General features: G+C 35.6%; 6 protein-coding genes and 1 pseudogene. 5 read left to right on the top strand and 2 right to left on the bottom strand.

The window, feature by feature from the left end; all coding sequences use genetic code 11:
• The 5 genes from H538_RS26810 to H538_RS0117760 form a co-directional block, all read left to right on the top strand.
• A partial coding sequence (locus H538_RS26810) for an ATP-binding protein (protein ID WP_161627219.1) occupies positions 1-278 on the top strand: 278 nt, incomplete at its 5' end.
• A 204-nt stretch (positions 279-482) separates the two neighbouring features.
• Positions 483-1,022: a hypothetical protein gene (locus tag H538_RS24285; protein ID WP_051291544.1), complete on the top strand. Its 540-nt coding sequence runs from the start codon at positions 483-485 to the stop codon at positions 1,020-1,022.
• Positions 1,023-1,066: 44 nt separating this feature from the next.
• A complete protein-coding gene (locus tag H538_RS0117770) occupies positions 1,067-1,873 on the top strand; it encodes a helix-turn-helix domain-containing protein (protein WP_026678737.1) in 807 nt (268 codons plus the stop codon).
• Positions 1,874-2,050: 177 nt separating this feature from the next.
• Positions 2,051-3,403 carry an APC family permease gene (locus tag H538_RS0117765; RefSeq protein WP_026678736.1) on the top strand — a complete coding sequence of 451 codons (1,353 nt, stop codon included), beginning with the start codon at positions 2,051-2,053 and terminating at the stop codon, positions 3,401-3,403.
• 29 nt (positions 3,404-3,432) lie between these two features.
• Complete coding sequence (locus tag H538_RS0117760) at positions 3,433-5,082, top strand: amidohydrolase (protein ID WP_026678735.1); 1,650 nt, start codon at positions 3,433-3,435, stop codon at positions 5,080-5,082.
• 1,150 nt (positions 5,083-6,232) lie between these two features.
• Here the strand turns inward: H538_RS0117760 and H538_RS0117750 are convergent.
• Together H538_RS0117750 and H538_RS27155 are read right to left on the bottom strand one after the other, a co-directional pair.
• Positions 6,233-6,469, bottom strand: a complete 237-nt coding sequence (locus tag H538_RS0117750) for a DUF3977 family protein (protein WP_026678733.1) — start codon at positions 6,467-6,469, stop codon at positions 6,233-6,235.
• Positions 6,466-6,659: pseudogene (locus H538_RS27155) on the bottom strand (hypothetical protein); the annotation flags it as partial. The gene H538_RS0117750 and the pseudogene H538_RS27155, both read right to left, overlap by 4 nt.
• Positions 6,660-6,790: the final 131 nt, after the last annotated feature.

Raw genomic sequence — 6,790 nt, 5'->3', positions numbered from 1 at the left:
AAAAGGGAGCCATTATCCTCACCTCTAACAAATCATACGGAAATTGGGGAGAGATTTTTGGAGATCGTGTGTTAGCGTCAGCGATTTTAGATCGACTACTTCATTATTCACATACCATCAATATTAAAGGAGAAAGCTATCGAATCAAGGAGAAGAAGAAAGCAGGATTTTTCAACACGGAAAAAACAGTGAATGAATATTCGATCAATTCCCTTTCCCCCTCGGGGGAAAGGGAATCCCAAACACGATTGAAAGGAAGTGATACCATAGAAAGATAGAGCTTTTTGTGTTAATAATGGGGAATTTTAAAACGGCATTTTTGGGGAATTTTCAACTGAGGTTGACAACGGTCACAAGGTGAATTAAGAAAAATCAACTGATATTGGAGTTTCAGGGATACGACCCATTCTACAAAGGATGAGAAGAAGAGCCATTTCAATAATGAAAAACCATCTAACCAAAATCAATTGGAGGGATTCCCAATGGGATACATGACTTGGTATACAGGTAAATTTACATTAAATAAGCCGTTGGAAGACGAAACATATAACTTATTGGTAGGATTAGCAAAAACACGACGTATGAAAAGAGATCCCAAGAAGCTGGAAGAAATGGGATTGGGTAATGCTGAAACTTTTGGGGTTGACGGGGAGTTTTACTACAATCCAAATGATTTTGAGCAATTTGGTCAAACATGGGACGATTCAATTCTTGATTATAATACCCCTCCAGGAACTCAGCCTTGGTTATGGTTAAAGTGGATTCCCACGAGAGACAGAATGGCTATTGAGTGGAACGGAGAGCCGAATTCTTACCACAGTGAACTCTGGATTAAGTATTTAGTTGAGAGAATCCTTCATGTCCACTTCACGCTATTATCAATCAATTTTTTATGTATTTCCCTGAATTTTCAGTTTATAATATCCTATAAATACTCTCTTTACTCAAGTAATTTTACAAGTTATATTTTTGAAGTATTGTTTTGTCATTTGATGAGGGCCAGGAATCAACTACTGTATTGAAAAGGCTTACAAAATATGTTGTTTCATTCAAGGGGGGGGAGAAAATGAAATTCCTATCTGATCAAAATGTTAAAAATATTCTAACTTTTATGGATGAAATAAATGATCTTCAGGAAAAACTTAATTACGCACATCTCTTGCATTTATTTGAAAAATATTTTGGATATTATCGGTCAGAAATGTATTTATTTGATCAAAATTATAATTTGAAACCTCTTAACTTTTTAAACATTGAACAGAAAGCGATTGAAGAATATTTTAATTATGAACAAACTGATTTCAATTGGCACCCGAGGCGTATACTTCCATTAAGCAGGAGAAACGTAATAAAAATTTTTGATATTGTTTCGAAGGAAGATTATGAGAATTCCAGATTTTATAAAGACTATTGGGAGAAATACGGATATTACGATTTGATATCCATGTGTTTTTTTAACAAAGAAGAAATATTTGGATGCATCACCTTTTCGAGACAAAAGACGGACCATCTTTTTAATCAAGCGGATGTAATGCAACTCGAAATTATTTCTAGATTCCTTTCACCAAAGATCTGGGAATCCCTTGATGAGACTCAAACAGACCTCTTTTCGGCCAATCAATGCCATCCTGAAAAGGACATCGTAGGTTTTTTATCAAAAAGAGAAAAGGAGGTACTGGAACTTGTCCAAAAAGGACTCTCCAATGAAGAAGTTTCCCAGCAATTATTTATCAGCATTAATACGGTAAAAACACATTTATTAAATATTTATAAGAAATTAAACGTTTCCAATCGAACAGAGCTGTGTTATAAGATTAATCAAAACCATTCTAAAATCGTAAATGAACAAAGGATTGTTAAAGAACACTTGTAAATTGTTTTTCACCATAAGGGATGCCCGATTATTTTCGGACATCCCTTTTTCCTTTACAAGTTTCTTCGGCATTTAGTTCTAAATTCACCCGAATGGTTGATTGATTTTATCGTTTATAGATGAAATAATATTGCTGAATAGTATGAATATTTTGATTTAAAGGAGGTAAATGAATCGATGGAAAAAGCGAACCTTAACCGTCGCCTTACCTTATTTTCTGTGGTTATGATTGGTTTATCCATTATGGCACCGGCGACCGTGTTTTCTACTTATGGAATCGCCTCTCAAATTACAGAAGGAAAGGTTCCTGCAGCGTATATCGTAGCAGCAATCGCTTTAGCTTTTACAGCATATAGTTATGGACAAATGGTCAGAGCCTATCCTACTTCAGGGTCGTCTTACACGTATGTACAACAAGTATTTCACCCGCACTTGGGCTTTCTAGTTGGATGGGCTCTTTTTACTGATTACCTGCTTCTTCCTATGGTGAATTATCTAATTGCGGGAATCTTTATGTCCTCTATTTTACCAGCCATTCCATCGTATGTTTGGATATTTCTATTAATAGGAACGACCACTCTCGTTAATTTAAGGGGAATTAAACTAGTTGGGATTGTTAATACATTTTTGATGGCTTATTCTATTCTTGTCATTTTCTTATTTTGCTTCTTATCGATTAAATCTGTACTAGCAGGAATGGGAACTGGTACACTTCTTTCTGCTAAGCCATTTTTTATTTCTGTACATTCTTTTTCTTTCATTTTGGCAGGTGCTTCACTCCTATGTTTTTCATTCCTTGGATTCGACTCCATTACAACTCTGGCTGAAGAAACAATTGATGCTCCTAAAATAATACCTAAGGCTATTTTTATTATCTTATGTACGGGGGCGGTAATTTTTATTGTTGTCTCTTACATTGCCAGTTTAGTACAACCTGATTTTAAAGCGTTTACAAATCCAGATGCCGCTTCAGTAGAGATGGCCAGAATGATCGGGGGAAATTTATTCATTTCCTTTTTCCTTGGCGCCACACTTGTTGGAACCTTCGCTTCAGGTTTAGCAGCTCAAGCCAGTGTGTCTCGTGTTTTATTTGCTATGGGACGTGATTCTGTACTGCCGAAGAAGTTTTTTGGCTATGTGCACCCTCGTTTTAAAACACCTGCCTTTAATATTATTTTAGTAGGAATCATTTCCTTATTGGCACTTGTACTCTCACTGACAGTTGCAACTTCTTTTATTAATTTTGGTGCGCTTGTGTCCTTTCTATTTGTTAATCTGTCTGTTATTGTTCATTATTTTATCAAAAATAAAAATCATTCCTTTAAGGGGGCCGTCTCTTACTTAATCCTGCCGCTTATTGGAGCCGGCTTTATTGTTTGGTTATTTGTCGGCCTTGATATACATTCTATAATTCTAGGAAGTTGTTGGACAGTTCTTGGTGTGATCTACCTAATTTATATAGTTAAATTCAAAAGTATGAATTCAATAAGTATTAGTTTTGATGAAAATAATGTTAGTTTAAAAGATTGATATTTTTACCAGATGGGAGAGAAAATTAAATGAACAGTAGAAAAATAGCAGATATCGTTATTTCAGGTAATGCCGTCTTTACAGGGTTAGATAATTTTCCTGAGCCTGCCGCTATTGCTATTATTGGGAATAAAATTGCCGCTGTAGGTTCATACGCTGAGATTACCTCTTATATCGGAACGAATACCAAAGTATATCATTACGAAGACCAATTGATCGTACCCGGATTTCATGATTTTCATCTTCATATCGTTCCAGGGAGCATTGAACTAGATAGCATAAATTTATATGATGCTAAATCAGAGGAAGAAGCAGCAGATAGGGTTCGGCAATTTGCCGACACAAGACCTGAAGATCCATGGATTATTGGTTTTGCATGGGATCACGGAGCTTGGGAAAATAAACTGTTACCTTCCCGTGCTTCATTAGATCGCGTATTACCGGATAGACCTGTCATTTTAAACCATGTGGAGTGCCATTATGCCTGGGTAAACAGCAAGGCATTAGAACTAATGGGCATTAATAGTGATACAGAAAATCCTCCATTTGGGGAAATCGCTAAGGATGAGAAAGGCGAATTAACTGGCATTCTTTATGAGAAAGCGATGGACTTAATTTTGAACGGGGCATATGATTTTACGAGAGAAAAAAAATCACAGATTTTAAAGAAATTCTTTAAACAGGCTGCTGAATATGGTGTAACTTCTGTGAATGATATGTATGCTCCTTCAAGTGATATTCTTGATGATTTTGAGTTGTTTAGACTATTTGAGAACTCGGGGGATTTAACAACCCGGATTCACCTTACACCTGCTTTAACCACGGACTTAGAACGGTCAAAAAAATTAAGAGATACGTATTCGTCTGACATGCTTCAATTCTCTGGACTAAAATTTTTCATCGACGGGGTTATAACTGGATATACAGCTTACATGTTAGAGCCTTATGCGGATCGTCCAGAAACAAGAGGACACTCATCGATATTACCGGAAGAATTTATTAAATTGGTTGTGGATGCCGATCGGGAAGGCTTTAGAATCCGTGTTCATGCCATTGGGGACGGGGGAGTTCGTTTAGTATTAGATGCTTTTGAACAGGCACAGAAATTAAATGGTGTAAGAGATTCACGGCATACCATCGAACATATCGAGTCTATTCATCCAAATGATATGACTCGCTTTAATGAATTAGGGGTCATCGCCTCTATGCAGCCCCAGCATTTGGCTTTAACAGATAAAGCAGTGTATCTTTCCCGATTAGGAAAAGAACGGGATAAATTAACATTTGCCGTAAATACACTTAAAAAAGCTGGTGCAAGGTTAGCGTTTGGAAGTGACTTTCCTGTTACTTCATTAAACCCAATGCTAGAAATCTATCGGGCTGTAACGAGAGTTGATTATACAGGCTCTCCTGAAAATGTGTGGAATCCTGAAGAGAGTATAACTTTGGCAGAAGCTTTAAAAGCCTATACGTATGGGCCAGCTTACGGCTCATTTAGAGAGCATGAATTAGGAACATTAGAACCCGGAAAACTTGCTGATATTGTTGTGCTGGATCGTAATCTTTTTGAAGTCCCAGCAGAGGAAATAGTGAATACGAAAGTGAAATTAACCATTGTAGATGGAAAAGTGGTATTTGAACAAAAGGAAAAGAACAAAATCACATTAGAAACTACTTAGAAGCAAAATCAAAACTATTTCGATCGTTTGAAGTGCTGGGATTGCCCGATAAGGAGGAAAAGGTTGATCCCAAAAGAATTTATTTTAGAACCACCCTAACTAAATAGAACCATCATGGTTTGTTCTGGAGAAGAAATTTGCGAAACGGCAAACATTCGGCTTAGATTTTACAAAGTGATTTCGCTGAATTCCGTGAAGCGGATAAAAAATGGTACGATTACGCATTGAATTTTGGTGCAGAAGTTTTGCCAATTTACAACATTGAGCATGAATGCAGACCTAAGCGGGATATTTTTTTATTAGATGACAGAGAAGAAACATTCAACTTTTTACTGAGTTTCTCCGAGTAAAAAGTTAAAAAATATAAGAATCTTTGGGTATTCATTTTCCTAAAGATTATGTAGAATGTTTAAGAATAAATCATTCTTTAGAGGCTTTTGATTTTTGAAGAGAGAGAACAAGCTGTTTTGAAAGAGATGAGTGAAAAATGGAATTTATAATTGGGCTTATAGTATTAATAATTATTCTTTATCTGTTAAATTTAATTTTTAATGAATACTTTAGTAAATCCAAAGAGGGAAGTAAAATAATTTTTTACAAAACACTTATTCAAGCAGCCGTCATATCGATTGTTTATGGAGTTTTTTTAGTACTTCCTTTTAAATAAATAATACAACTAGATGATTCCCGGGATGATGCTGTTTACAAGAACCTTCTGGCTTCCCTATAAAGAACATCGCCCCTCAACTTACAGGCAATTATAGTTGAATGGCAAAGAGAATTCAGTTGGCGTCGTCTTTCATCGGTGGATAGTTTCTTGTTTTGATTTCTTTCGCTTATACTCCCAGATGGTCGTTGATCACTGATGGTGCGAAGGGTTCAATCGGTGAATCAAACTCAAATTGATGATAGGCGGACACTGCTTTTTTCTAAAAAGCATAATTTCGCCGTGGGAAAAAATTATTCAACGATAAAGCCATGCATTACATTACCTCTAGATTGGACGGTGAATCGAATTATAAATTTTCTTAATCAGAAAAAGAATACCTAAATGCAGAATATGGACGAATTTCTCGTATGTTTGTTTCCTTTAATATCTCCTTTAATTACAAGGCTGTTTTCGAAAAGATTGTTGCTTTTCAATGTATAATTAATGACTCTTAATTCCAAATATTATTTTGATTTCGTTTCGGTCCTTTTTTGACTTTTTGAAGCCTTCTTTGGAGTCCAAGATAACAACCGTTTTCCCTATCCAAACTCTTAAATATAAAGATTGAGGTTTTATAGGTCCTACTATTCCTTTTTCCTCAAATTCAGTGCCATCACTTAATTCTGTTTCAGTTCTTATTAGCCATTTGTTTCCTATACCAAATTCAATAAATTTCAAATTGACTTCCCCCTTATTAAGGCTACACTGTTCTTAACAGTAACTTGGTTAGATTTTTGACATGTTTTTTTCTACTCTTTTTTCAAATGCTAAGATTTTTCTAACTCGAGCCACGGAACCAATAAAGGTAATTATCAAGATATTTAGTAGCCACACCTTGAAACTTAACCATCCAATCTTCCAATTTATTCGTCAAAATCAACCACTTATTCGTCTAACCAATCCATTTTCCTCCCGCATCTCATAGTAAATAGAGAAACACTAGTGCCCTTTCAGCTAAGAAAGTTCTTATTTTCAAGAATCCATTTTCGCCTGTAAAAA

It is taken from the genome of Fictibacillus gelatini DSM 15865 (assembly GCF_000430745.1).
GTDB lineage: Bacteria > Bacillota > Bacilli > Bacillales > Fictibacillaceae > Fictibacillus_A > Fictibacillus_A gelatini.
Note: the sequence above shows the minus strand (reverse complement) of the source record. Positions and strands in the feature narration are given on the sequence as shown.

Coding starts and splice junctions, on each gene's coding strand:
- H538_RS24285 (WP_051291544.1), top strand. CDS start 483: ATGGGATACATGACTTGGTATACAGGTAAATTTACATTAAATAAGCCG.
- H538_RS0117770 (WP_026678737.1), top strand. CDS start 1,067: ATGAAATTCCTATCTGATCAAAATGTTAAAAATATTCTAACTTTTATG.
- H538_RS0117765 (WP_026678736.1), top strand. CDS start 2,051: ATGGAAAAAGCGAACCTTAACCGTCGCCTTACCTTATTTTCTGTGGTT.
- H538_RS0117760 (WP_026678735.1), top strand. CDS start 3,433: ATGAACAGTAGAAAAATAGCAGATATCGTTATTTCAGGTAATGCCGTC.